Raw genomic sequence first — 23,637 nt, 5'->3', positions numbered from 1 at the left:
TGCGGTCAAACTGTCCTCTTGACCCTGGCCCCTGTGCCCGCCAAACACCGTTGAAACAAGATAAAAAGGTTCAACATCGTGCGCACAGCCAAGGCAGAGGCAGACCTCAAGCAACGTGACACCTCAAAACGAATCGGAGCGCTGGCAAGCCTGTGGCCCTTTGTCCGCCCTTATCGTCTGTTGGCACTGGGCGCGCTGCTCGCACTTATGCTAACGGCAGGTGTGTCTCTGACCCTTCCCTTGGCCGTGCGACGGGTGATCGACAATTTCAACGCCCATGACAGTGCGCTGTTGAACCTCTACTTCGGCGCTGCCATTGGCATTGCGGCGCTCTTGGCCATTGGCACAGGGCTGCGCTATGCCTTGGTTACCAAACTAGGTGAACGGGTTGTCGCAGACATTCGTAAAGCCGTTTTTGCACGAGTGATCGCCATGAGCCCCAGCTTTTTTGAACGGGTCATGACCGGCGAGATTATCTCGCGCATTACAACTGACACAACTTTGATCCTGTCGGTGATAGGATCGTCGGTTTCGATCGCACTGCGCAATTTCTTGATCTTCCTCGGCGGTCTGGTGCTGATGCTCTTCACCTCGGCCAAATTGACCGGTTTGGTTTTGCTGATCGTGCCCATGGTGATCGTCCCCATATTGATATTGGGCCGCCGTCTGCGGCTTCTGAGCCGGATCAATCAGGACCGCATTGCTGACAGTTCCGGCAATGCCTCAGAGGCGCTTTTAAGCGTTCAAACCGTTCAGGCGTTTTCACAAGAAACCACAGTAAAGCATCGTTTTGATGCTGTTACCGAAGAGAGTTTTCAAGCCGCCCGCGACAGGATCAAGGTGCGCTCCCTGATGACCGTGATCGTAATCTTTCTGGTCTTCACCGGTGTGGTGGGTGTGTTGTGGATCGGAGCGCTCGATGTTCGTGAAGGCATGATGAGCGCAGGAGCGCTGGTACAGTTCGTAATTTATTCGATCATGGTGGCGGGCTCGGTCGCCGCCTTGTCCGAGATCTGGGGGGAGCTGCAACGCGCTGCCGGAGCGACCGAACGGCTGATCGAATTGTTGCAAGCCGAAGATCGGGTGCAGGATCCGACACAGCCCAAGGCATTGCCCAGCCCTGTCACCGGTGCGATCCGCTTTGACGCGGTCAACTTTTCCTATCCTTCGCGGCCCGAAATCGCGGTACTGAATGAAATCACGCTCGATATCAAACCCGGAGAAACAGTTGCACTGGTCGGCCCATCTGGCGCAGGGAAAACCAGCATCATCCAACTAGCGCAGCGCTTTTATGATCCTTCACAAGGGCGGGTTCTCCTTGATGGGGTGCCCCTGTCAACCATGGCACGACAGGAATTCCGCCAGTCCATGGCACTGGTCCCACAAGACCCGGTTATTTTTGCCGCCTCGGCCCGGGAAAACATCCGCTTTGGCCGCATGGAGGCCAGTGATGTCGAAGTGGAACAAGCGGCTCGCTCCGCAGCGGCACATGACTTCATCACCGCCCTGCCCGAAGGTTACGACAGCTATGTCGGAGAGCGCGGCGTGATGCTGTCGGGTGGACAAAAGCAGCGCATTGCAATCGCGCGCGCAATATTGCGCGATGCCCCCGTGTTGCTCTTGGATGAGGCCACCTCTGCGCTTGATGCAGAAAGCGAACGCGCCGTGCAAAACGCTGTAGAAGACATGGCCAAGACCCGAACCACGCTGATCATCGCACACCGCCTGGCCACGGTGAAAAAGGCTGACCGTATTATCGTAATGGATCAAGGTCGCATTGTCGCACAGGGCACACATGACAGCCTTGTTGCAGAAGGCGGGCTTTATGCTCGACTGGCACGCTTGCAGTTTACCGACGGTGAGGCGGCCTGAAGTTTTTTCCCCTTATCGCTGTTCTCGCGCATCGCGAATATGGCCCCATTAACACCACCCAGGAGATAGACGATGGGCCTATGGAGCTTCATGAAAGACACCGGAAAATCAATCTTTGGCGGCGGTGAACCCGAAGCCAACGCCGTGAAACAGGAAATCACCGATCTGGGCCCTGATACATCTGGCCTGACCATCGATGTCGAAGGTGACGTAGTCAAAGTCTCGGGCGAAGCCGCCAGCCAGGAAGCAAAAGAAAAGGTCATCATGGCGGTAGGCAACCTTGAAGGTGTAGCGGCAGTCGAAGACAATGCTGGTGGGTCCGATCCCGTGTTTCATGAGGTTAAAAAGGGCGACACCTTATGGGCTATCGCTGCGTCAACATTGGGCAATGGCGCACGATACGAAGAGATCTTCGAAGCCAACAAGCCAATGCTGTCCCATCCAGACAAAATCTATCCGGGCCAGAAGCTACGCATTCCGCAGGACGTTTCTGCTTAAGCACTTACCTACAAACGCTAAACGGCCCTCGATGAGGGCCGCTTTTGTATCAAGCAGTAGGTATTATCGCGCGACGAGGCGCATAGTCGCAACCATGACAACGCTGTACAAAACATGACCTACCAACGCGACCCCAACGATCCCGCTCCAGTTCAGGAAGAACGGTAGACCCGCGAGCGATGTGATTCCGCCGATGGCAAAGATCCACAACCCAAAACCATAAAGTGCTGAGGGAATGAACCAACCGCGATTTCCAACAACGCGGCGCCAAATCGGTGCGAAGATGTAGAGCCAACCAGTCGGATAACCGATCAACCCCACAAGATAAAAGTGGACAAAATACCCCGCGAAATCACTGTTGGGCAGGCCAAGGCTCCCTAACAGGCTTTTGGCCAATCCGTGCGGTGACAGGCTGGCATAGCCCAAGCTGGGGCTGATGACCTGCCCCCAGAGATCAAATGCATTGGTTGCGAAAAACCCTGAGATAAACATCAGGCCCAAGGTGGATGCATTAAGCGCAGGAATAGCACCAATTGATCGCGCAGCAGTAGATGCAGAAGCCATTGTAGTTATCCTTCTCGGATTAGGGTGTGACAGTTCTGAGGACGACTAAGGATGCCAATGTGAGAGTTTCAACAATAGGCTTCAAATGTATCCACCTTGTCACAGAGTGTTGACGCCATGTTGCAAATTTTGAATCCGCGAAACTAAGCTGTCATCAAAGCGGTTGCTGCAGCGCGCGCGGCATCGGTGATCCGATCCCCTGACAACATGCGAGCAATTTCATCTACCCGGTCATCCGCATTTAGCGGAGTGACGGTTGAGAGGGTCATCTCATCCTCGACCCGCTTTTCAACACGCCAATGATGCGCAGCCAGTGCCGCAACCTGCGGGGAATGGGTTACAACTAACACCTGTCCCTGCCCTGCCAGTTGCACCAAACGGCGGCCAACGGCGTCAGCAGTAGCCCCACCAACACCGCGGTCGATCTCGTCAAAGATCATAGTGATCCCGCCCTCGTCCCCAGCCAAACAGACCTTCAAGGCCAGCAAGAACCGGCTCAGTTCACCACCCGATGCGATCTTGGCCAAAGGTCCGGATGGCGCTCCGGGGTTGGTGGCCACACGGAAGGTCACCTCATCCCGCCCTTCAGGGCCGTCTTCTGCGGTCTCGAATACGGTTTCGAACACAGCGCGCTCCATCTTGAGCGGCGCAAGCTCTCTGGTGACAGCCTGATCGAGCGCCTCGGCGGCGGACTTGCGCCCCGCACTCAATGCATCAGCAGTCTTGTCGTACTGCCCCTGTGCGGTGTTAACAGCAGCGACCAGCGCCTTGAGATCCGCATCACCCTGTTCAAGTTGATCCAGTCTCTGGCGCAGTTCCGCCGCGAACTTGGGCAGTTCTTCGGCTTGCACATCATGCTTGCGCGCCATCGCGCGAATGGCAAACAGGCGCTCTTCGGTTTGCTCTAGTTCCAGCGGGTCAAAATGCAGCTGTTCCAAACACTTTGAGACGGAGCCTGCGGCTTCATCCAACTCGACTAGTGCGCGCGACAGTGCCGACAAAGCCTCATCCAGCATGCCTTCGGCGCTTTCCACCGCGCCTTCCAGCCAGCGCATGGCGTCCGATGCGGCCCCTTCCGCTCCCTCATGCCCTAAAGCGCCCTGCGCCTTGGCGACATCATCACGAATACGTTCCGCGCCCTGCATCAAGCGTCGTTCGGTATCGAGCTTTTCCTCTTCACCTTCTTGTGGGTCGAGAGCTTCCAACTCAGCCACGGCGTGCCGCAAGAAATCTTCCTCGGCACGTATGGCTTCCAGAGCAGTTTCAGCCACTTGCAATGCCTTGCGGCTTTGCGCCAAGTCTCGCCAGGCGTTACGCGTCCGTCCCCGCAGATCATCAAGCTTGCCGAATTCGTCAAGCAAGCCCCGGTGGCCACTGGGGTTCAGCAAGCCACGGTCATCATGCTGGCCGTGCAGTTCGATCAGAGTTTCTGACAGCTTGCGCAGCACCTCGCCCGAACAACGGCGATCATTCACCCAAGCCGTCTTGCGGCCTTCGCGTGAATTGATCCGGCGCAGGATCAATTCATCTTCAACAGGCAAACCGCACTCCTCAAGGACTGCACGCGCCGGGTGATCCGCGGGCAAATCAAACCAGGCTTGCACTTCGCCCTGCTCTGCACCCGAGCGCACAAGCTCCGCGCGCCCTCGCCAACCCAGAACGAACCCCAAGGAATCCAGCAAAATGGATTTTCCAGCCCCGGTTTCGCCGGTCAACACGTTGAGCCCCGGCTGAAACGTCAGTTCCAACCGGTCGATAATCAACATGTCGCGAATATCGAGGCCCCTGAGCATCGCCTGTCCTACCCCTGGATCAGAGCCATTGGCCCTTGATCATCTGGCGGTGAACCTGACGCAGCCAGCTGTCGCCTGCGGCTTCAAGCGTGAGCCCCTGACCGGTCAGCAGCGCATAGCTATCTTCATACCAATCAGTCCCACGGAAGTTATGGCCCAGAATGGCCCCGGCAGTGCGCGCCTCATTATAGAGGCCCAAAGATAGGTAAGCTTCGACCAGGCGATGCAAGGCCTCTGCGGTGTGAGTCGTGGTTTGGAAATCTTCGACCACAACGCGGAACCGGTTGATTGATGCAGCGTAGTGATCGCGACGCAAATAGTAGCGCCCGATTTCCATTTCTTTGCCGGCCAGATGATCAAAGGCAAGGTCGAATTTCAGAATGGCAGACCGCGCGTATTCGCTGTCTGGGTAAAGCTCGATCACTTGGCGCAATGATTGCAGCGCCTGGAAGGTCAATCCTTGGTCGCGACCGACTTCGTCGATCTGATCGTAATAGCTGAGTGCCAGAAGATATTGGGCATAAGCGGCGTCTTCGTCTGTTGGATAGAAGTCGATGAACCGCTGCGCGGCCGCGCGGCTGTTCTCGTAATCCTTGGCAAGATGATAGGAATAGGCCTGCATGATAACAGAGCGCTTGGCCAGTTCAGAATAAGGATAAAGCCGTTCAACCTCGGCGAACACGCTGGCTGCCAAATCCGGGTCATTCCGCGCCAGATCATATTCGCCACGTTCATAAATTTGTTCGGCGGTGAATTCTTCGTAGTTGACGTCGCCGCGTTCAACCTTGTTGTCAATGCTACCCGAGCACCCTGCTAGCGCAATGGAAACAACGATACCCGTTAACAGTTTTGCTCGGAGCGTGCCGACTTTCATGCTCGAACCCATTTCAGTTTCACTGCGGGGTCGCCCCCGATCTGACACTGCTCTAGCACATAAATTTCCTGTGCAAAATGTCTTTGGCGGAAATTAAGTCACGTTCAGGCGACTTCGGGAATTTCATCCCAATGCACCCCTGCACCCGGCAGTTTTGCAGCCATTTCATCGCTGCATGTGACTTTCTCAAAGCATTCGGGCTGAGCGAACATGGCACGAAGCAGGTCATTCGTCAGTGCGTGCCCCGCCTTGAAGCCTTCGTAATGGCCAAGAATCGGTGCGCCGGCCAAGCCAAGGTCACCTAAAGCATCCAGCATCTTATGACGTACCGCTTCGTCTTTGTGACGCAGGCCACCGGGGCTGAGCACCCGATCACCGTCGACCACGACCGCATTTTCATAAGTGCCACCCAAGGCCAGTCCTTGTGCGTGCATCGCGTCAACGTCAGCCTTACGGCAGAAAGTACGGCTGTTCGACAATTCCCTTACAAAGCTGCCGTTGGACATATCCAAGGTTTTCTTTTGAGTACCAATGGCGGCATCTTTAAACTCAATGCGGAAATCGATCAGCAGACGGTCATGCGGAGTAAATCGCGCCCAACTATCGCCACGGCGAACCTCGATAGTGTCCGTGATGCGGTAAACTTTCAGCGGCACGTTAATTCGACGCAGGCCTTTTCCAAGAATACCACGAACAAACGCAGCCGAGCTGCCATCAAGGATCGGAACTTCGGGGCCATCAACCTCGACGACGGCGTTATGAACACCACATCCCATTAAGGCGGCCATGATGTGTTCAACTGTAGATACGGTAACACCGTCCTCATTTTCCAAACGGGTACACAGCGGGGATTGGTGCACAAGGTTCCACAGCGCGCGGATATCGCGACGACCAGGCACATTATCCATGCGGCGGAATACGATGCCACTATTAGGCAGTGCCGGCAGGATAGTCATCCTGACCGGAGCGCCGGAATGCAGACCAACACCGTCAAAAGATACAGAAGATTTAATCGTAGTTTGCAAAGTGCCCCCGGGACGTTCGCCCTTGTTCATGCTGCCAGAGATTTAAGGCTGGGGCTTAGAAGGCTCAACTCAATCTTTGCTACGGTCTGAAACACGGTTGTAACAGTGTAAGCAGCTTTCTGCCTACCTATGAGTTACCTTACTGATTTATAATAAAAAAAGGGCCACAAAACGCAGCCCTTTTCCAGTAACACTGTTGAAGACTTAGTTCGCCTGACGGCGCAGGAAAGCAGGGATTTCGATCTGCTCATCCGTCTCATCCTGCGACTCATGTTGTGTCGGACGACTTTGCACCGTAGGCTGTTGGCGCATCGGACGAACCGAGGCTTGCTCTTGTTCCGAACCATGGCCCGTCATCCGGTTGATCAGTGAATTAATCCCGAAGCGTGAGCGCTCGGCCGACTCTTCTGCCCGTGGCGCTTCGGTGCGTGGCTGCGCATCTGCGTTGCGTGAAGGCGCGTTATTGACTGCCGCTTGCAGACGGGCCAGCGCTTCAGGTGAAGGCGTTCCCGGCTTAGGTGCAATAAAGCTGTCCAACTCTTCTTCAAACTGCTCGGCTTCTTGGGCGACCTCGACTTGAGGGATGTAGGCAGGTGCGGGCAGATCATCGCTTTCGTCCGCCGAAGCTGCATCTTCATAACCAAGCGGATCAAAGATATCTTCTGCTGGTGCGCTTGCTGTTTCCTGCTCTTCCGCTTCTGCGAAAAGATTTGGCTCCGCTTCCATCGCAACTGCTGCTGGAGCTTCTTCCTTTTCTTCGGTTTCAACCGCTGGCTTCAGTGGCTCAGCCAGGCTGCGGCGTGGAACCGGCATTTCATGCGCCACGTCGCTGGCGTCGATGCCGGTGGCAACCACGCTCACGCGCATTGCGCCCTCGGTCAGTGTGTCCAACGTGGAGCCCACGATGATGTTGGCGTCGCCGTCCACCTCTTCGCGGATGCGGTTGGCTGCTTCGTCCAGTTCGAACAGGGTCAGATCCGGTCCACCGGTGATGTTGATCAGAACACCTTTGGCACCGCGCAGGCTGATCTCGTCCAGCAGCGGGTTGGCAATCGCCTTTTCGGCGGCCTGAATGGCGCGATCCTCACCAGTTGCCTCGCCCGTACCCATCATCGCCTTGCCCATTTCGTCCATTACGGCGCGAACGTCAGCAAAATCGAGGTTGATCAGGCCAGGGCGAACCATCAGGTCGGTCACACCTTTGACACCTTGATACAGAACATCATCCGCCATCGAAAACGCCTCGGTAAAGGTGGTTTTCTCATTGGCCAGTCGGAACAGGTTCTGGTTCGGAATAATGATCAGTGTGTCGACCATTTTCTGAAGGGTTTCAACACCTTCTTCGGCCTGACGCATGCGCTTAGCCCCTTCGAACTGGAACGGCTTGGTGACAACACCAACGGTCAGAACACCCAGCTCACGTGCGGCTTGCGCGATAATTGGCGCGGCACCTGTACCGGTGCCACCGCCCATGCCCGCAGTAATGAAACACATGTGCGCGCCCGCCAGATGGTCTACGATCTGTTCGATGCTTTCTTCGGCAGCGGCTGAACCGATGGCTGGCTTCGCGCCCGCACCCAAACCTTCGGTCACCTTCACACCCAGTTGGATACGGCTGTCCGATTGGCTCTGGCTCAGCGCCTGAGCGTCGGTATTTGCAACGACGAAATCGACCCCGTCGAGTTCTTTTTCAATCATGTTATTGACGGCATTGCCACCTGCACCACCGACACCAAAAACGGTGATACGTGGCTTGAGATCTTCATGCCCGGGCATTGTGAGATTCAATGTCATAATACTGTCCGCCTGTTATTTTCGCCCAAATTTCCGGGCCTACTTCTGCCTATTATCCACAATCATACCGCTCAGCGCGGCCTACGTCACCAAAAAAACACCCAAAAACCACAAAATATAGCTGCTTTTTTACGGTTTTACGCGGGATTTCGCCGAAGCGGCCACATTTTGTGGTTACCAGTTGTCCTTGAACCATTTTACGGCACGCTTAAGTGATCGTGCTGGATAACGGTCGACCGGGAGATCGAAATCCCACCATTCATCCTGCGGATTTGCTGCGAAGAGACACATGCCCACGGCACTGGCAAAACCGGCCCCTGTAGCGGCCTGTGGCAAACCATGGACACGCAATGGACGGCCCAGTCGCACCTGCTGCCCCAGAATCTTGCTGGCCAAACCATCAAGACCAGGGATCTGACTACCGCCGCCAGTCAATACGATCTGCTGGCTGGGAAGGTACTCAAAGCCCGCTGCATCCAACCGGCTGCGTGCTTCCTCCAGAATTTCTTCAACTCGTGGGCGCATGATGCCGATCAACTCAGTACGACTGACTGTGCGGCGATCATGTTCCCAATCGCCGGTTTCACCGCCGATTTCTATCATCTCGCGGTCATCCATACCGGTGGCCATTACGCCGCCGTAGAAGGTCTTAATCCGCTCAGCAGTGGCGGTGGGAACTTGCAATCCCATGGAGATATCACTGGTCACATGATCGCCACCAATGCGCACGCTATCGGCATAAATCATGTGCTTTTTCATAAAGATGGATACACCTGCTGACCCGCCACCCAAATCAATGCAGGCCGCGCCCAACTCTTGCTCATCCTCAACCAAAGACGCCAAGCCAGATGCATATGCAGAAAACGCGAGCCCAGCGAGTTCAAGATCACATCGCTTCACGCAATAGGCCAGATTCTGAATCGCAAAGCTATCAACGGTCAGCATATGCATATCTGTTGACAGAGTTTGCCCCAGTTGCCCACGCGGGTCATTCAAACCGGTGCGGTGATCCAAAGCGAAGTTCACGGGTTGCGCGTGCAGCACTTCACGCCCCTCGCCATAATCAGGCACATCGCAGGACGACAAGACACGGCTGACGTCTTGCTCGCTGACCAGCTGTCCTTCAAGCTCAACCGCGCCCGCCAACCCATAAGAGCGCGGCTGCGCTCCTGAGAAGCAGGCAATCACATGGTCGACGCGGATGTTCGCCATCTTTTGCGCGGCCTGTAACGCGGTACGAATGGCCCGTTCGGTTTCTTGCATAGCGTCGATTTCGCCGAATTTCACTCCACGCGACCGGGTTGTGGCTGCACCGATTACTCGGAAACCGGCCTGCCCAGCCATCGCACCGATGCCTTCGGCCTCTTTCAGCCGATCGGTGCCATCAAAGCGAAGCACCAGACATGCAATTTTGGAGGTCCCCACATCCAGAACCGCGACGACCCCACGCTGCAATGCCGCCTTGCGCATGTTGCGCATCGCCCGTTGGCTTTCATATAGCTCAATCATTCAACCGCCCCCGCCGTTGTCTGAGAAACCTGCCACCAGTCATCGGCAGCGTTTTCATTCATTCTTATGGTTGGCCGCTCCACGATCCGCATATCGACGACGCTTAGGTCGCGGTTCAGCATGTCTTTGATGTCATCCAGCACGATCACGCGTTCCAGCGCCCGCTGCGGATTGTCCACCGGAAGCATGATCCGCTGCCCGCTTTCCATCACCACATCCCAGCGACGCTCACCGACACGCACAAGTCCGCGCACCTCCGCATCAAGGGACTTAGCCGCGCGCGACAAGGACAGCGCCTCAGGCACCGCCTTTTCGGCACCAGCTCCGGCAATGATCGGCATTTCCATCAGTTTGGGATGCTCCAGCACCTTGCCGATCACCACGCCTTCGACGTCCACGATGTTCAACCCGTCCTGCACCCGCCACAGGGCGATTGGCTGACGCTCCACCACCTTGGCCACCAGAACGCCGCCCTTGCGGATCCGCACAGAAGCATCGGCCACAGCGGGCAGGTCTTCGATCATCACCCGCACCGCATCCAAGTCAGCATCAAACGAGCTGATCGGCAGCTTGAATGGAAAAACCTCGCGAATGACCTCTTCGACCGGGGCGCTTGCACCTTCGACTTCTAGTAGCTGCACCATGAATTCAGGGCGTGTTTCAATCTGCTCACGAAGGTCCGCGACTTTTTGGATCAACGCCTCTTGCCGGTCAGGGTCTGTGAAAAACATGATCCCTGCGCCCAATGCCAACGCAAAGGGCAGACCAATGCGCAGGGTTTTGCGGAACAATGGTGTCAGCATCAGGCGCTGATAGCGATACGACCAGCGCGACGGGGCCGGATCGAACTTGGGTTCTACCTGTCGCATGAGGCATCCTCCACCATCCAACGACACATCTCAGGAAAGCTAATCCCGACATGCTGCGCCTGTTCGGGGCTCAACGACGTTGGCGTCATCCCGGGCTGCGTGTTGGTTTCCAGTATGATCAATCCATCAAGGCCGCGCGCGTCATCCCAGCGATAATCAGTGCGGCTCACACCGCGACAGCCCAGCACCTCATGCGCCTTAATGGCATACTCCATACAGGCATCAAATATTTCTTGCGGCACTTCGGCAGGCACCACATGACGCGATCCGCCCGGCTTGTATTTCGCGTCAAAATCATACCAACCGTCGGTGATGATATCCGTCACCGTCAATGCGCGATCGCCCATGACTGTGGTGGTCAACTCGCGCCCCGGCGCGTAGGTTTCGACCATCACCAGGTCAGGCATGTCATCGGCCAGTTTAGGCGGGCCGTTGGCATCCTCATGCACGATATAAACGCCGACCGAGGACCCCTCATTATAGGGCTTCACTACATAGGGCGGCTTTAACACATGTTTGGAAGAGACGTCATCCTTATGCGCCAAAACGCTCTCGACAATCGGCAGGTCATTGACCCTGTAAACTTCTTTCGTGCGCTGCTTATCCATCGCCAAAGACGAGGCCAAAACACCCGAATGTGTGTATGGAAGACCCATCCATTCCAGCAAGCCTTGCACGCAGCCGTCTTCACCCCAACGGCCGTGCAATGCGTTGAACACAACATCGGGCGCGCTGGCGCGCAGCACCTCGGGCAGATCACGATCTGCGACGATTTCTTCAACCTGAAATCCAGCTTCCCTAAGCGCGGCAGCGCATTCTCGCCCGGACGAGAGCGAAACCTCATGTTCGGACGATGGGCCACCCATAATGACCGCGACTTTAGGGGTGTTTTCGCCTGAAAAACCCACTCTGTGCCTCAATATCCCGGGTCTTACTATGACCCTGTTACCGTTATGCTCGTTTTATTTTTTTGACGGGGCCGGTTCTCCGACCCTCATGATTTCCCACTGTAACTCTATTCCGCTGTTGTTGAAAACCTTTTTTCGCACCAACTCGCCCAATCCTTCCAGATCGGCCGCGGTGGCATTGTCAGCGTTGAGCAAAAAGTTGGGATGCTTTTCGCTCATCTGCGCGCCCCCTATCTGCGCGCCACGCATGCCGGCATCATCAATCACCTTCCAGGCCTTCAGATCATGTTTATCATCTGCACGCCCGGTTGAGCTAAATCCTGCCGGATTGCGGAAGGTGCTGCCAGCGGAACGGTCCTTGGTAGGTTGGGTTTCATCACGCTTGTGAAGCTGCTCCTGCATGCGTGCCAGTAGCTCTTCTGGTTTACCTGAAGGTCCTTCAAAGGTGGCCTCAATAATGGTGCAATCAGCGGCCAGGTCCGTTTGGCGGTAGGCAAAATTTAAATCTTCCGCAGTCAAGTAGATTTCCTCACCTTGACGCGTGATCGCACGCGCCTCGACAAAGGCATCAGCGGTATAGCTGCCATAACAACCTGCGTTCATCCGCACCGCACCGCCGATGGAACCGGGAATGGTCCGCAAGAAGGTCAGATCAACACCGGTCTCGGCTGCCTTTTTGGCCACGTGCGCATCCAGTGCGGCAGCCCCGGCAACAACACGATTGCCCTCAACCCGGATCTGGTTGAACCCACGCCCCAAGCGCACAACTACCGCCCGCAACCCTCCATCACGCACGATCAGGTTGCTACCCACACCCATCGGAAAGACAGCCACTGAAGGATCGAGATCACGCATAAACTGCTGCAAGTCCTCCACATCAGCGGGCTGGAACAGCCAGTCCGCCGGCCCACCAACCCGCAGCCATGTCAGATCATTCAAAGTGCGGTTTTGGGTCAGACGCCCGCGTACGTTTGGAATCTGCGTGATTGTCCGTTGGTCCGTCATGATACAGGCCCGTTCAAAAGTTATCTCAAGGATCCACGCAGCCAACGCCCCAGATAAATCACCGGCCAGCGCAGAATGCTCATTCCAGCAGCCAGCACCAACAAGCCGATCCATGGGCCATTTTCGTAGGTGACAAAGCCCAGCAAGGGAATCCCAATTGCGATCAGCACATACGCTCTGCGCCAGTGATTGTCACGACTTGGGACCAAGGCTAGGACATTCGCCGCCAGTGCCCACAAACAGGCAAGAATCAAAGATATACTCATTACACAGTCCCCCGCCATTTACGCCAGCAATAGCTCAGTGGATTACGAAACATTGAAACAAAGGCCAACACCGCCATAACCGACCAGACCCAACCGTAGTCATACCCCAGCCAGACGATCAGTACCGGCGCGGCGATCAATAACGCAAATCCAGGCCGATATTGATGGCGCATAGGTAGAAAGGCCACCAGCGTCGCCAGAAGCACCCAGATACAAGAGAGTGTGAGGGAGATCGACACAGCCCCTATCCTTCTTCGTTTCTCAGCCGATCTGGCAAACTATTGGCCCACGCACTGATCGTCCCGGCCCCGAGGCAGACCACCATATCGCCCGGTGTCGCCTGTTCGCGCACCAGACGCTCCAGATCATCCTCGTCCTGGATGGCACGCGCATGGCGATGGCCATGACGGATCAGTCCAGCGACCAGGTCGTCGCGCCCGGCACCTTCAATCGGATCTTCGCCCGCGGCGTAGATATCAGCGATAGCAACAACATCAGCGTCATTGAAACAAGCGCAGAAATCGTCGAACAACGAATGTAGGCGTGTGTACCTGTGCGGTTGGTGAACCGCAATGATGCGCCCTTCGGTTGCTTGACGCGCAGCCTTTAGCACTGCCGTGATCTCGACCGGGTGGTGACCGTAATCATCGATGACGGTCACGCCATTCACCTCCCCCACGCGGGTAAAGCGGCGATTGACCCCGCCAAAGTTGGCCAACCCCTCGCGAATTTCATCGCGCTTCATGCCAAGATGGCGCGCGACAGCTACGGCGCTCAGCGCGTTCGAGACGTTGTGATCCCCGGGCATCGGTAAGGTACATTCTTCGATCACCATATCTTCGGCTTGCAGGTGAATATCGAAATGCGCCACGCCCGCCTTATAAGTCAGGTTCCGAGCCCGCACATCGGCTTGGGCATTGAATCCGTAAGTTACAACGCGGCGGTCGGTGATCCGGCCCACCAGCGCCTGCACCTCGGGATGATCGGTGCAGCAAACGGCCAGCCCGTAGAAAGGAATATTACTGACGAAGTCGTAAAAGCCCTGCCGCAGGGTATCGAAATCACCCCAATGCTCCATGTGCTCGGGGTCGATGTTGGTGACAATCGCGATGGTCGCGGGCAGGCGGTTGAAGGTGCCGTCGGACTCGTCCGCCTCGACCACCATCCACTCACCATCTCCGACACGGGCATTTGATCCATAAGCGTGAATGATACCGCCGTTAATCACTGTCGGGTCTATTTGCCCATGATCCAGCAGCGCTGCGACCATCGTCGTCGTCGTGGTCTTACCGTGCGTGCCAGCGATGGCAACGTTGGATTTCAACCGCATCAACTCGGCCAACATCTCGGCTCGGCGCACTACGGGTAATCCCCGCGCACGAGCGCTGTCCAATTCTGGGTTACCCGGTTTGATGGCTGATGAGATCACCACCACCTCGGCATCTTCGAGGTTTTCAGCACGTTGGCCCTCAAAAATTGTCGCCCCGGCTTCTTCCAACCGTTTGGTGATCGGCGATTGCTTCAGGTCAGACCCCTGCACCGTGTAGCCATGGTTCAGCAGAACCTCGGCGATGCCCGACATGCCGATCCCGCCGATACCGACAAAATGGATCGGCCCGACATCACCGGGAAGTTTGGTTGCGGCGTTCATGACGTTTGCTCCCCTGCTGCAAGTGTTTCGACCAAATCGGCCAGACGTTCGGGTGCGTCGGGCGTGGCGACGCTCAACGCGGCATGCGCCATTTTCACGGCCCCATTTGGGTTATCAAAAACATTGATAATCTGCTCAGCCAGAGCATCAACTTCGAACTTCGACTCAGGAATGACGATGGCGGCCCCGGCCTCGGACAGAGCTCGGGCATTGGCGGTTTGATGATCTTCAGCGGCGGCGGCATAGGGCACCAAAATGGAGGGCCGTCCGATTACGCTGATATCCGCAACACTGGACGCGCCCGAGCGGCTGATCACCAGCTGCGCCTCGGACATGCGGCTTGGAATGTCCGTGAAGAACGGGGCGACATCGGCATTAATGCCGTGCTCTGCATAATAGGTGGCAACGCGCAATTCATCTTCGTCCCGCGCCTGATGGCTGACCCGGATATAGCGCAATGCTTCGATCGGTAGTTGGGCAATCGCAGGCGGGACAATATCGCTTAGAATCCGTGCTCCTTGCGAGCCGCCGATCACCAAAATGGACATAGGGTAATCACCGGGTGGAATATATCCCGCCTCGGCCCGCTCCAGAACGGCCCCACGCACCGGATTTCCAACGTGGATGCCTTCGATGCCTTCGGGCAAGATAGTCGGCCACGTACCGCAGGCCACCTGATCCACTTTCTTGGAAAAGATACGGTTCACCCACCCCAGCACACCGTTTTGTTCATGTACCATGCGAGGACGGCGCAGCAACCATGCTGCCGACAGTGCTGGAATAGAGGGATAGCCACCAAAACCCACCACCACATCCGGCTTGTCCCGCAGCATGCCCCAAACCGCGCCCAACACACCGCCGAAAATCCGAAACGGCGCCGCCAGTTTGGCTAAAGGGCCACCACGGGCAAAGGTTGCGCTGGCAATCTTGTTAATCTCAACCGCCTCCGGAAACCCGCCAGCATACCGCGCGCCACGTGCGTCCGTGCTCAGCTTCACGCGCCAGCCGCGTGCCAACATGACTTCGGCCAAAGATTGCGCCGGAAACATATGGCCGCCGGTCCCGCCGGCGGCAATCACCAACAAAGGTGATGGTTTACTCATCGCACTACGCCTCTGAGAATATCACGAATTTCGCCCTGCGGACGAGATCGGGTAAAGGCAAAAAGCATGCCCAGCGCAATGCCGCCCGCAATCAGCGATGAACCACCATAGCTGACAAAAGGCAAGGTCATTCCTTTGGCCGGAAGCAAGCGCACGGCCACGCCCATGTTGATCATCGCCTGCACACCAAAGATTGCCGCCAGTCCGGTTCCTGCCAGGCGAATGAAAGGATCACGCTCTTTCATCAGGCGCAGGAACGACCGCACAACTATGGTGGCATAAAGCGCGATGATGCACAGCACCAGCACAAGACCATATTCCTCGGCCGCGACGGCAATGATAAAATCGGTATGGGCATCAGGCAAAGACCATTTGACCTCGCCCTCACCCACACCGACACCAAAGAATCCGCCTTCGCGGATCGCATTGGTGGCATAACCCAACTGCGTGGTCGGATCGACATCACGGCTTAGAAAGCCATCGATGCGGCGGGCAAAGTGTTCGGAATTGCTATAGGCGAAGGTCCCACCTGCCACGACCAGAACAGCAAAGCCCACCAAGAGCAGCACCGGCGCACCAGCCACGAAATACATCACACTCCATCCAAAGAGTAGCAGACAAGCCTGCCCAAAATCGGGCTGCAACGCCAAAAACAGCGTCAGCACAATCACCAGAACAAAGCTCATGCGCTTGCCCGGTGGGCCGTTAATTTCTAGGCTTGCGGCCATCATCCAGGCGGCGACCACAACAAAACCGGGTTTCAGAAACTCAGACGGTTGCACACTGGCAAAGCCCAGCGAATACCACCGCACCGCGCCCTTGCCAAAGTCGGTGCCAAACACCGGCAATAGCGCCAGCGCGCCAAAGGCCACGATGAAACCGATGATCGCCAAGCGCCGCACCAGCGTGGGCGACATCATCGACGTAAGCATCATCGCCATCAGTGCCAGCGAGCCAAAGAACGCCTGCCGCTGCACGTAATGGAAAGGGTCAAATCCGTTCTTGGCTGCTAAGGGGGGCGAGGCCGCCAGCCCCAGCAAAATACCAATACCGAAGAGGATCAGGACACAGGACATCGACCATTTGTCGATTGTGCGCCACCATTTGGGAAGGACGGGCTCGCCTTCCCGGACGGGAACCGTCCCGTAAACCATTTCTGTCATCGCGAACCGCCGTTCTGCCTCAATACAACGCCCCTTTTCGGGGTCTGAGGTCAGTGTAGCAGGTGATTGGCTTTGTGGGAAGTAGGGAGAGAGGGGCGGGAGGAATTACATTTAGAACGTGGGACGCGGAATGTTGGTGGTCGATATGAAGCCTGAGCAGCCAATTGTAAGTAATACATCGATAGTGCGCTTGAAACTATTCAACATTATACCAAATTGGAGCAAAGGTTCTTTTCCGTGGAGTGATTTGTGCTTGAAACCCCAGAAGATGCATTGAACCTGCTTAGGCAACTTGATGCGCCCCATAGGCTTATCCGACACCTAGAACTAGTAGGTGAAGTTGGCAGCGAAATAACTTCAAAACTCGATAAACTGGGTGTTCGGTACAACAAATGCTTTGTGCTGCTGGGTATTGCACTACATGACGCCGGTAAAATCATGCACCCTGAGGAACTCGACCAAAGTGGGAATAAGCATGAAGCAGCAGGCGAAATATTGCTTCAACAGAATGGAATTGGAAAAGACCTAGCGAGATGCTGTCGAAGCCACTCTCAGTACGACCGCATAGAAGCATCATTTGAGGAACTACTTATCGCTTTGTCAGACAAGCTCTGGAAAGGAAAACGGGTTTCCGAACTCGAATTGCAGGTCATTGATGAAATTGCAGCGCGCTTGAGTGTTGACCGGTGGGAGCTGTTCGGAGACTTGGATAGTCTTTTCGAAGAAATTGCCGCCAATGGCGATACCAGACTATCTCGAAGTCTATAACTGTCAGTAAGTAGCCTGCAATCCGACCGTCACTGCAAACAACGTTTTTAGTCCTTAGGCAATCAGGTCAAACACACCTCCACCCGCGCGATAAAGTCATCGCCACGTTTCTCAAAGCTGTCGTATTGATCAAAGCTCGCCGCTGCCGGGGCCAGCAACACGGTGTCGCCCTTCTCTGCCTCCTCGACGGCCTGCGCGACGGCAGCTTCCATCGTGGTACAGATGGCGCTTTCCACGCCATCCAGTTTCATCGCAAACTGCGCCGCTTCGCGCCCGATGACATAGGCTTTACGCACATTCGGCAGGCCGGGTTTCAACGCGTCCAATCCGCCCTCTTTCTCCAACCCGCCGCAGATCCAGCGGATGTTGTCAAAGGCTTGCAGCGCCTTCAGCGCACTGTCGACATTGGTGGCCTTGCTGTCGTTCACATAGGTCACGCCATCCGCTTGCGCGATCACCTGACTGCGATGCGGCAGGCCAGCAAAGCTGGCAAAGCCCTGTTCGATCAGTTTCGGCGCCAACCCAAGACAGCGGCAGGCGGCATAGGCGGCGCAGGCGTTCTGGTGGTTATGGCTACCCGGCAGCCCCTTTATGTTGCGCAGGTCAATCGATGCGATCTGCCGCCCTTTGCGGTATTCCGACAAGAACCCCTTGCGGGTAAAGACTGACCAACCGGGACCCGAGAGTTTGCGCTCGGCTGACACCTTGATCACCCGATCATCGATTGCGCCTTCAGACAGTTGCGCCGCCATGAACACGCCCTCGGGCTCATCAACACCAATAATCGCCCGGTCCGGCCCGCCCTCGGCAAACAACCGGCGTTTAGCCGCGAAATAGCCGCCGATCCCGGCGTGGCGATCCAAGTGGTCGGGTGAGAAGTTGGTGAACACCGCAATATCCGGCGTCAGCGCGCGGGCCAGCTCGGTCTGATAACTGCTCAGCTCCAGCACCACCACACCGCCATCGCCCGGCGCATCAATATCCAGCACCCCGCGCCCGATATTGCCCGCCAGTTGCACGTCTTTGCCTGCAACTTCCAGCACGTGATGGATCAGCGCCGAGGTGGTGGATTTGCCGTTGCTGCCAGTAATCGCCACCACGCGCGGCGGCGTATCAAAATTGGCCCAGGCCCCATTGGCAAAGGATTTGAAAAACAGCCCAATGTCATTATCCACCGGCACCCCGGCTGCGTAAGACGCCGCGATCACTTTGTTCGGTTCGGGATACAAATGCGGAATACCCGGCGAGACGATCAGGCTGGCAACATTTTCAAAAGCCCCCTCACGGTTCAGATCCCGCACCTCGAAGCCTTCGTCTTCAGCCATGGCCCGCGCCTCGGGATTGTCATCCCAGACCACTGGCACGGCCCCGCCTGCCTGCAAGGCCCGCGATGCGGACAGGCCCGTACGCCCCAAGCCCAGAACCGCAACCGTTGCGCCGTCAAACCCTGCCACTGGTATCATGAACACGTGCCCCTTTTTTCCGCTCAATACGGTCGCTTCAGAATCGTTTACACAATCTGTTTAGAAGCGTCCAACACGTTGAGCGCTTATCCCGCGATGCTTTCCAACAGCGCCACAGCCTCTTCCGCACTCTCGGCAGGCACAAAAGCGTGGTCGTGATGGTAGGCGGCAACCATATTGCAGGGGATGCCATTTTCAGCCAGCACAGTGGCCACCGCAGCGGTCAGTCCCACGCCATCCAGCGCCGAATGCACTTGAAGCGTAATACAGCGCATTGGCATATCATCAATCAAGCCAAGCTCGCTCAGCGCTGCTGAGGGCAGGATCAGCGATAGCCCCTCATCCTCGGCAAAGCTGGCGATCGACATCAGCATCGCACGGGCGGCCAGTTCGGTATCTGCCACATGCACAAAATGATAGCTGCCATCGCGCAACGCCGGGCGCATCTGCCGGATCATCTCATTTGTATCTTTGACGCGCTCCGCCATTTAACGAACCTTCAGAGTTGCCAGGCCAATCATTGCCAAGATCACTGCGATAATCCAGAAACGGATCACGATCTGCGGCTCGGCCCAGCCCTTTTTCTCATAGTGGTGATGGATCGGTGCCATCAGGAACACGCGTTTCCCAGTGCGTTTGAAATAAAGCACCTGTATGATCACGCTCAGCGCCTCGACCACAAACAACCCACCGATGATGCCCAGAACGATCTCGTGTTTGGTGGCCACGGCGATGGCGCCCAAAGCGCCGCCCAAGGCCAGCGATCCGGTGTCGCCCATAAACACAGCCGCCGGCGGGGCGTTATACCACAGGAACCCAAGCCCACCACCGATCAGACCGGCAACAAAGACCAGAATTTCACCGGTGCCCGGCACGTAGTGTACATCCAGATATTCGGTAAAGTCGACCCGGCCCACCGCATAGGCAATTACCCCGAAGGACCCTGCGGCAATCATCACCGGCATAATCGCCAATCCATCCAGACCATCGGTCAGATTCACCGCGTTTGCCGCGCCCACGACCACGAACATAGCAAAGGGAATAAAGAAGATCCCCAGATTGAGCAGCGTGTCTTTGAATACTGGAAGCGCCAGATGGTATTGCAGCGCCTCTGGATGGCTGAGCGAAGCCCAGTAAGCAGCCAGCCCAGCAATCAAAAATCCAAGCCCCAGACGGACCTTACCAGAGACGCCCGAGACGTTCTGCTTGGAAACCTTTGCATAGTCATCGGCAAATCCAATCGCAGCAAAGCCCAATGTCACCAACAAGACCAGCCAGACAAAGGGATTGTCCAATCGCGCCCACAGCAGGGTGGAGGTCGACAGAGCCCCCACAATCAGCAACCCGCCCATGGTCGGTGTGCCCGACTTGACGAAATGCGACTCGGGTCCGTCATCTCGGATCGGTTGGCCCTTGCCCTGCTTGCGCCGCAGAACGTTGATCAAAGGCTTGCCAAACAGGAACCCAAAAATCAGCGCAGTCATAAAGGCGCCCCCGGAACGGAAGGTGATGTACCTGAATAGGTTGAAAAAATCACCGCCATCGGAAAGGGTGCTCAGCCAATATAACATTCAATCGTCCTTTCGATCTGCCCGCTAATCTACAGGTGCCGGGCGCGCGGCATTGCGCAACGCCTCGACAATCAGGCTCACGCGACTGCCCTTGGAGCCCTTCACCAACACAATGTCGCCGGCGTCTATCATACGGTGCGCCGATTGCACGAGGGCCTCGGCATTTTCCGCCCATTCGCCCCGAAGTGTTGCGGGAAGAGCGCTCCAGAGCGCCTGCATGCGCGGCCCAACACAATGAACGAGCTCTACCTGCCCCATGTAAGGCAAATCCGCCAACCCGACGTGTAGGGCAAGTTCATCCGGGCCGAGTTCCAACATATCGCCGAGGATTGCGATCCGGCGGCCCTTTTTGACACGGCCAATACCATCGCGGGGCTTAGACGTCGCCAGCACTTCTAACGATGCGGCCATTGATGTGGGATTGGCGTTGAATGCATCGTCGATCAAATCAAAGGTCAGCGCCTCATCATCGGCATCGAGCACCAGTGTTTCACGGGTTCCGCGCCCGGCTGGTGGCTGCCATTGGCCCAGGCCCATGGCCGCCAAGGCGCGGTCACCTCCCAACGCATCCACGCAAGCCAACACACCGAGCCCGTTCATCGCGAAGTGTCGCCCCATGCTGTTGATCTTGTAAAGCACCGGCTGCCCGTTGACATCAGCCTCGACCACGGTGCACCCCTCAGTAAAGCGTAGATCGCTTAGAGTGTAATCCCCTTTCTGGCCAAAGGTCTTGATCTGCGCACCATTGTCCTGCGCTGTCTCCCGCAGGATTTTTACCGTATCAACGTCAGCGTTGATGACAGCCGTCCCTCCCGACTCCAGTCCCTGAAAGATAGCCGCCTTTTCATGGGCAATCCCTTCGATATTCTCGAATGCCTCCAGATGTGCAGCGGCGACCGTCGTTATCATTGCGACATGCGGACGCGCCATCCTTGCCAAAGGAGCAATCTCGCCGGGGTGGTTCATCCCGATCTCGATCACGGCATACTCGGTATCAACCGGCATCCGCGCCAAGGTCAGCGGCACCCCCCAATGATTGTTGTAGCTGGCCTCAGCCGCATGGGTTTTTCCCTGTTGACCCAAAACATCCCGCAGCATTTCCTTGGTCGAGGTTTTGCCAACTGATCCAGTCACAGCCACGACGCGGGCATCCGAGCGTACCCGGGCGTGGCGGCCCATCGCCTCCAGCCCTTCGAGCACATCCGGCACGATCAGCAACGGTGCATCTTCTGCAACACCTTCAGGCACATGCGTCACCAGCGCCGCAGCTGCGCCAATTTCCAAAGCCTGCGTCACAAAATCATGCCCATCACGTGCGGCTTTCAGCGCCACGAACAGATCGCCGGGTTGCAAGGTGCGCGTATCAATCGATACGCCATGCGCTTCCCAGTTCGACGTGACCTTGCCACCCGTGGCCTCGGCGGCCTCTGCTGCTGACCAGAGTGTCATGGTTGCACCCCATCCAACGCGGAAACAGCCACACTCGCCTGCTCCACATCATCAAATGGCAGGACATCATCACCAATAATCTGTCCGGTCTCATGCCCCTTACCCGCGATCAACAAGGCATCTCCTGGGCCAAGTGCATCGACCCCGCGCAAAATCGCTTCGGCCCGATCGCCAACATTCACGGCCTGAGGACACCCCCTCAGCACGGCATCTCGAATGCTGGCAGGATCTTCACTTCGCGGGTTGTCATCAGTGACAATCACGATGTCAGCGTTTTCTGCCGCCGCTTGCCCCATCAATGGACGTTTGGTGTCATCGCGATCACCGCCCGCACCAACTATCGCAATCAGGCGGCCCATGACATGCGGGCGCAACGCCTTGAGCGCCGTCGACACCGCGTCAGGCGTGTGGGCGTAATCGACAAACACCGCCGCCCCGTTTTCACGAGTCGCGGCAAGCTGCATCCGACCGCGCACGGTTTCCATTTCCGACAAGGTATTGAATACCAGTTCGGCATCCGCACCAGCAGCAATCACCAGACCAGCGGCCAGCAAAACGTTTTCCGCCTGAAAGCCCCCCATTAAGGGCAATTCTACCTGCCGCGCCTGACCACCCCAATTGAATCGCAGGGCCTGGCTGGTCGGCGTAAACCGCTGCGTCTGAAGCTGTAGGTCCGCATTAGCATCACGACCAACACGAATGATCTGTTGACCACGGTCCTTTGCTATCTTTGCCAAATCATACCCTTTGGGATCGTCGATGTTGACCACCGCGATACCGTCTTCGGGCAATACCCGTGAAAACAAGCCAGACTTCGCACCAAAATAGGCTTCAAAGCTCTCGTGATAATCCAGATGATCCTGTGTGAAATTGGTAAAACCTGCCGCCGCAATCCGCACACCGTCCAACCGGCGTTGCTCCAATCCGTGGCTTGAGGCCTCCATCGCCGCATGGGTCACACCGGCCTGCGCCGCCCCAGCCAAGGCCTTGTGAAGGGTGATCGGCTCAGGCGTGGTATGGGCCAAAGAGGCCGACCAAGCGCCTTCAACGCCCGTCGTACCCAGATTGACCGCATCGTATCCCAGCGCGGTCCAAATCTGGCGGCAAAAGCTAGCCACTGATGTTTTGCCATTGGTCCCCGTAACGGCCACCATAACCTCGGGCTGTTCGCCAAACCACAGCGCCGCGGTATAGGCCAACGCTTGACGCGGGTCTTGCGCCAGAACAAGCGCCGCGCCATGGGCCTCCAGCGCCTCGTCCGCAATCCGCGCACCTTCGACATCAGTCAGGATTGCAACGGCCCCTCTGCTCAGTGCTTTTTCGATAAACTCACCGCCATGAACCTGCGTGCCTGGAAGGGCTGCAAACAGAAACCCCTCCTTGACCTCACGACTGTCCACCGCCAGCCCGACGATCTCAGCCTGCCGGCCCTGTTGGGCGGTCAGGCCCAGCTCGGTTAATGATTTAGTCTGCCCCACCGCCATAACCCTTT

The 23,637-nt window shown here is 56.7% G+C and carries 22 protein-coding genes; 3 read left to right on the top strand and 19 right to left on the bottom strand.

Annotated features, from left to right (window positions below; translation table 11 throughout):
• Window positions 1-75: 75 nt before the first annotated feature.
• Window positions 76-1,872 (top strand): ABC transporter transmembrane domain-containing protein, encoded by a 1,797-nt coding sequence (locus ROA7450_RS00445; protein ID WP_085803656.1) that lies wholly within the window; start codon window positions 76-78, stop codon window positions 1,870-1,872.
• A 72-nt stretch (window positions 1,873-1,944) separates the two neighbouring features.
• Window positions 1,945-2,370, top strand: a complete 426-nt coding sequence (gene lysM / locus ROA7450_RS00440) for a peptidoglycan-binding protein LysM (protein WP_085803655.1) — start codon at window positions 1,945-1,947, stop codon at window positions 2,368-2,370.
• Window positions 2,371-2,433: 63 nt separating this feature from the next.
• Here lysM and ROA7450_RS00435 read toward each other — a convergent pair whose 3' ends face one another.
• The 14 genes from ROA7450_RS00435 to ftsW form a co-directional block, all read right to left on the bottom strand.
• Window positions 2,434-2,934 carry a hypothetical protein gene (locus ROA7450_RS00435; protein WP_085803654.1) on the bottom strand — a complete coding sequence of 167 codons (501 nt, stop codon included), beginning with the start codon at window positions 2,932-2,934 and terminating at the stop codon, window positions 2,434-2,436.
• A gap of 143 nt (window positions 2,935-3,077) precedes the next feature.
• The gene (gene recN, locus ROA7450_RS00430; protein ID WP_085803653.1) at window positions 3,078-4,727 is read right to left on the bottom strand and encodes a DNA repair protein RecN; all 1,650 of its coding nucleotides are present in this window, start codon (window positions 4,725-4,727) and stop codon (window positions 3,078-3,080) included.
• 19 nt (window positions 4,728-4,746) lie between these two features.
• Window positions 4,747-5,601, bottom strand: coding sequence for an outer membrane protein assembly factor BamD (locus ROA7450_RS00425; protein WP_143534301.1), 855 nt, complete (start codon window positions 5,599-5,601; stop codon window positions 4,747-4,749).
• 104 nt (window positions 5,602-5,705) lie between these two features.
• Window positions 5,706-6,626 (bottom strand): UDP-3-O-acyl-N-acetylglucosamine deacetylase, encoded by a 921-nt coding sequence (gene lpxC / locus ROA7450_RS00420; protein WP_085804112.1) that lies wholly within the window; start codon window positions 6,624-6,626, stop codon window positions 5,706-5,708.
• 204 nt (window positions 6,627-6,830) lie between these two features.
• Entirely contained in the window at window positions 6,831-8,420 is a 1,590-nt protein-coding gene (gene ftsZ / locus ROA7450_RS00415) for a cell division protein FtsZ (RefSeq protein ID WP_085803651.1), read from the bottom strand.
• A 174-nt stretch (window positions 8,421-8,594) separates the two neighbouring features.
• A complete protein-coding gene (ftsA, locus tag ROA7450_RS00410) occupies window positions 8,595-9,929 on the bottom strand; it encodes a cell division protein FtsA (RefSeq protein ID WP_085803650.1) in 1,335 nt (444 codons plus the stop codon).
• On the bottom strand, window positions 9,926-10,798 hold the full coding sequence (locus ROA7450_RS00405) for a cell division protein FtsQ/DivIB (protein ID WP_085803649.1): 873 nt from the start codon (window positions 10,796-10,798) through the stop codon (window positions 9,926-9,928). The genes ftsA and ROA7450_RS00405 overlap by 4 nt, the downstream gene beginning before the upstream one ends.
• Window positions 10,786-11,706, bottom strand: a complete 921-nt coding sequence (locus tag ROA7450_RS00400) for a D-alanine--D-alanine ligase (protein WP_268808430.1) — start codon at window positions 11,704-11,706, stop codon at window positions 10,786-10,788. Before ROA7450_RS00400 ends, ROA7450_RS00405 begins: the two co-directional genes overlap by 13 nt.
• Before the next feature lie 54 nt (window positions 11,707-11,760).
• Window positions 11,761-12,711 carry a UDP-N-acetylmuramate dehydrogenase gene (gene murB / locus ROA7450_RS00395; RefSeq protein WP_370738196.1) on the bottom strand — a complete coding sequence of 317 codons (951 nt, stop codon included), beginning with the start codon at window positions 12,709-12,711 and terminating at the stop codon, window positions 11,761-11,763.
• A 20-nt stretch (window positions 12,712-12,731) separates the two neighbouring features.
• Complete coding sequence (locus ROA7450_RS00390) at window positions 12,732-12,977, bottom strand: DUF2484 family protein (RefSeq protein WP_085803648.1); 246 nt, start codon at window positions 12,975-12,977, stop codon at window positions 12,732-12,734.
• Entirely contained in the window at window positions 12,977-13,216 is a 240-nt protein-coding gene (locus ROA7450_RS00385) for a DUF2484 family protein (RefSeq protein ID WP_200812906.1), read from the bottom strand. Before ROA7450_RS00385 ends, ROA7450_RS00390 begins: the two co-directional genes overlap by 1 nt.
• A 5-nt stretch (window positions 13,217-13,221) precedes the next feature.
• Window positions 13,222-14,628 (bottom strand): UDP-N-acetylmuramate--L-alanine ligase, encoded by a 1,407-nt coding sequence (gene murC, locus ROA7450_RS00380; protein ID WP_085803647.1) that lies wholly within the window; start codon window positions 14,626-14,628, stop codon window positions 13,222-13,224.
• Window positions 14,625-15,731 carry a UDP-N-acetylglucosamine--N-acetylmuramyl-(pentapeptide) pyrophosphoryl-undecaprenol N-acetylglucosamine transferase gene (locus tag ROA7450_RS00375; RefSeq protein ID WP_085803646.1) on the bottom strand — a complete coding sequence of 369 codons (1,107 nt, stop codon included), beginning with the start codon at window positions 15,729-15,731 and terminating at the stop codon, window positions 14,625-14,627. Before ROA7450_RS00375 ends, murC begins: the two co-directional genes overlap by 4 nt.
• Complete coding sequence (gene ftsW, locus ROA7450_RS00370; protein ID WP_085803645.1) at window positions 15,728-16,894, bottom strand: putative lipid II flippase FtsW; 1,167 nt, start codon at window positions 16,892-16,894, stop codon at window positions 15,728-15,730. Before ftsW ends, ROA7450_RS00375 begins: the two co-directional genes overlap by 4 nt.
• A 249-nt stretch (window positions 16,895-17,143) precedes the next feature.
• Between ftsW and ROA7450_RS00365 the strand changes: the two genes are divergently transcribed.
• Complete coding sequence (locus ROA7450_RS00365) at window positions 17,144-17,662, top strand: HD domain-containing protein (protein WP_085803644.1); 519 nt, start codon at window positions 17,144-17,146, stop codon at window positions 17,660-17,662.
• Window positions 17,663-17,724: 62 nt separating this feature from the next.
• On the opposite strand, the gene murD is transcribed toward ROA7450_RS00365, so the two are convergent.
• The 5 genes from murD to ROA7450_RS00340 form a co-directional block, all read right to left on the bottom strand.
• Entirely contained in the window at window positions 17,725-19,125 is a 1,401-nt protein-coding gene (gene murD / locus ROA7450_RS00360; RefSeq protein ID WP_085803643.1) for a UDP-N-acetylmuramoyl-L-alanine--D-glutamate ligase, read from the bottom strand.
• Between the two features lie 86 nt (window positions 19,126-19,211).
• Window positions 19,212-19,613 (bottom strand): ACT domain-containing protein, encoded by a 402-nt coding sequence (locus ROA7450_RS00355; RefSeq protein WP_143534300.1) that lies wholly within the window; start codon window positions 19,611-19,613, stop codon window positions 19,212-19,214.
• Window positions 19,614-20,696: a phospho-N-acetylmuramoyl-pentapeptide-transferase gene (gene mraY / locus ROA7450_RS00350; RefSeq protein ID WP_085803642.1), complete on the bottom strand. Its 1,083-nt coding sequence runs from the start codon at window positions 20,694-20,696 to the stop codon at window positions 19,614-19,616. It lies immediately after the preceding gene.
• A 24-nt stretch (window positions 20,697-20,720) separates the two neighbouring features.
• On the bottom strand, window positions 20,721-22,145 hold the full coding sequence (locus ROA7450_RS00345) for a UDP-N-acetylmuramoyl-tripeptide--D-alanyl-D-alanine ligase (RefSeq protein ID WP_085803641.1): 1,425 nt from the start codon (window positions 22,143-22,145) through the stop codon (window positions 20,721-20,723).
• Window positions 22,142-23,629, bottom strand: coding sequence for a UDP-N-acetylmuramoyl-L-alanyl-D-glutamate--2,6-diaminopimelate ligase (locus tag ROA7450_RS00340; protein ID WP_085803640.1), 1,488 nt, complete (start codon window positions 23,627-23,629; stop codon window positions 22,142-22,144). Before ROA7450_RS00340 ends, ROA7450_RS00345 begins: the two co-directional genes overlap by 4 nt.
• Window positions 23,630-23,637 lie beyond the last annotated feature (8 nt).

The sequence above is a fragment of the Roseovarius albus genome, from assembly GCF_900172335.1.
GTDB lineage: Bacteria > Pseudomonadota > Alphaproteobacteria > Rhodobacterales > Rhodobacteraceae > Roseovarius > Roseovarius albus.
The sequence above is the reverse complement of the archived record's forward strand: the minus strand, read 5'-3'. Positions and strand labels throughout refer to the sequence as shown.